This is a genomic window from Streptomyces sp. NPDC127092 (genome assembly GCF_042722475.1).
Classification (GTDB): domain Bacteria; phylum Actinomycetota; class Actinomycetes; order Streptomycetales; family Streptomycetaceae; genus Streptomyces.
The window spans coordinates 1-1,974 of the sequence record NZ_JBHXFE010000157.1 but is presented as its reverse complement, the minus strand read 5'-3'; the positions used below and the strand labels follow the sequence as shown (position 1 = coordinate 1,974).

Sequence of the window (1,974 nt, the reverse complement as noted above, 5' to 3'; positions counted from 1 at the left end):
GCCCAAGCCGCTTGACGACTACAGCCCTGGGGTGTCTAGCCGGAGGCTCGGGTGATCGGGCTGGCCGCACGTAATTCTGACGTGATTTGGCAGTGGCGTAGCGGTTCCGGTCGTCACCGAGCTCCCCGAGCACCGGGGCACCCGGGCACCCGGGACCCACATCTGGCTCGTCTGCTGCACCTTAGTGGTCTGACCCATTAGTTCGTCGGGGGTTGTTGCCAGGCGGTCGGGTCGGCGAGGTACAGGCCGCAGGCGCAGTCGAGTGCATCCTCGACACTGCCGGCGAAGTCGCCGTTGGGCAGGATCGAGTCCTGGTACTTGCCGCTGCTGCCGAGGTAGATCGCGAATCCCCACACACTGGCGGATCCGCCGTACCGCAGTCGCATCAACGGAATCACTGTCCCGTCGGTCAGCACCCCGTCGACGTAGGCGAAGTTGCTGCGGAATCGAGTGTTGATCGTGGACAGTTGCGGCCACCTGGTTCGGGCCCGATCCAGCAGTTTCCAGCGCAGCGAGTTCTTCGTCGATTCCGGTGGTGTCGGCATGTGTGTGATGGTGCCCGATCCTCCTGACTTTCGTGGTGGTCGGCGTGTCGCTGCTTCGGGGATCCCTGTGGCCGGTGTGATCTATGTGCCGTGAGTAATCAAAGTTGTTCTCGGGCGGATGGTGCCACGTGGTGATGACCAGCCCATACCGGGTGGTGTTGACTGGCACCGACCGTCAGGTACTCGAGGATTGGGTGCGGGCAGGGAGCACACCGCAGAGGACGGTGCTGCGGGCACTGATCGTGCTGATGGCCGCCGACGGCGACTCGAACGCCCACATCGCGGCCGAGCTCGGTGTCTGCGTGGACACCGCTCGCAAGTGGCGGGCCCGGTTCTATCACCGGGGAATCGTGGGACTCACCGACGCACCGCGTACGGGACGCCCACCGAAATATTGTCCGTCGCAGGTCGCCGCGGTCAAGGCATGGGCATGTCAGCTTCCCACCGAGCACGAGCTGCCCCTGTCGCGGTGGAGCGCCCCGGAGTTGGCCCGGCAGTTGGTGATCGACGGCATCAGCGCCTCCGTCACGACGGTCCGCCGCTGGCTTTCGCAGGACGCCCTCAAACCCTGGCGGTACCAATCGTGGATCTTCATCCGGGACCCGCAATTCGAGACGAAGGCGGCCGTCGTCCTCGACCTCTATGCCCGCAGGTACAACGGAGTCGAGTTGGGGGCGGACGAGTACGTCATCTCCGCGGATGAGAAGCCGTCCATCCAGGCCCGCCGGCGCTGCCATCGAACGCAGCCGGCGGGCACGGGGCGTCCGATGCGCGTCAATCACGACTATCGCCGTGGTGGGGCGTTGGCATATCTGGCGGCCTACGACGTCCACCGGGCGAAGGTGTTCGGCCGGTGCGAAACCACGACGGGCATCGTCCCGTTCACCGCCCTGGTCGACCAGGTCATGGCGCAGGAACCGTACGCCTCGGCCGCACGGGTGTTCTGGATTGTCGACAACGGATCCTCACATCGCGGACAGGCCGCGACCGACCGGCTGGCCGCCAGGTACCCGAACGCGGTGATGGTTCATACCCCGAAGCACGCCTCGTGGCTGAACCAGGTGGAGATTTACTTCTCGATCATTCAACGCAAGGTGCTCTCGCCCAATGATTTCGAAGATCTCGATGCCGTCGAACGGCGTCTGCTCGCTTTCGAGGAACGGTACAACGTCACCGCCGCGCCGTTCAAGTGGCGCTACACCACCGCTGACCTGCGCCAGCACCTCGAACGACTCGACCACCATGACCGAAACCTGCAGGCGGCATGACCCCCGACGAAATTATGAATCCAACCACTAAGACTCTCGGGAGGCAGCGCACCACCAAGCGAGGTGTAGGGAAAGGTTGGGCTGATTGGGGGGGCCGCCCGCAGTCAGGGACGGTATAATGGGGTGGCCCTCGCGTGGGTCGGAGTAGATGTCAGTGCTGT

2 protein-coding genes are annotated in these 1,974 nt (G+C 64.5%); one reads left to right on the top strand and one right to left on the bottom strand.

What is annotated here, in order from left to right; translation table 11 throughout:
• Window positions 1-197: 197 nt before the first annotated feature.
• Window positions 198-545, bottom strand: a complete 348-nt coding sequence (locus ACFWJO_RS38280) for a hypothetical protein (RefSeq protein WP_280784659.1) — start codon at window positions 543-545, stop codon at window positions 198-200.
• A gap of 134 nt (window positions 546-679) precedes the next feature.
• Between ACFWJO_RS38280 and ACFWJO_RS38275 the strand changes: the two genes are divergently transcribed.
• Window positions 680-1,813: an IS630 family transposase gene (locus tag ACFWJO_RS38275; RefSeq protein ID WP_386872779.1), complete on the top strand. Its 1,134-nt coding sequence runs from the start codon at window positions 680-682 to the stop codon at window positions 1,811-1,813.
• Window positions 1,814-1,974: the final 161 nt, after the last annotated feature.

Coding starts and splice junctions, on each gene's coding strand:
- ACFWJO_RS38280 (WP_280784659.1), bottom strand. CDS start 545: ATGCCGACACCACCGGAATCGACGAAGAACTCGCTGCGCTGGAAACTG.
- ACFWJO_RS38275 (WP_386872779.1), top strand. CDS start 680: ATGACCAGCCCATACCGGGTGGTGTTGACTGGCACCGACCGTCAGGTA.